General features: G+C 60.1%; 1 protein-coding gene. It reads left to right on the top strand.

The genetic code is table 11. From position 1 onward, the window contains the following. Positions 1-388, top strand: a 388-nt coding sequence (gene tssI, locus DEO48_RS12610; protein ID WP_146198267.1) for a type VI secretion system tip protein TssI/VgrG, incomplete at both ends; no start/stop codon positions are given.

Here is a 388-nt window from a genome sequence, read left to right as displayed (position 1 = left end):
GCAGGCGCTGGAAGAGGAAGCCGGTGACCAGGCCACCACCCTGACCAACGTCTTTGACGTGATGAAAAGCGGCAGTGTCTGGCGCACCGAAATGAAGGATCGCCCGATGGTGGACGGCCCGCAGATAGCGACCGTCACCGGCCCGGCGACCGAAGAAATCTACTGCGATGAATACGGACGCGTGAAGGTAAAGTTTCCCTGGGACCGCTACGGCAATAACGATGACCTGAGCTCCTGCTGGGTGCGAGTCACTCAGGCCTGGGCAGGTGGCCGTTATGGCATGGTCGCCCTTCCCCGCGTGGGTCATGAAGTGGTGGTGAGTTTTCTGGAAGGTGACCCCGACCAGCCGATTATTACCGGACGCACGTACCATGCCACGAATCTTGCT

Origin of the sequence: Enterobacter sp. CGMCC 5087, from assembly GCF_003144775.1 — a bacterium.
Lineage (GTDB): Bacteria > Pseudomonadota > Gammaproteobacteria > Enterobacterales > Enterobacteriaceae > Enterobacter > Enterobacter cloacae_M.
This window is presented reverse-complemented; position numbering and strand designations above follow the sequence as displayed.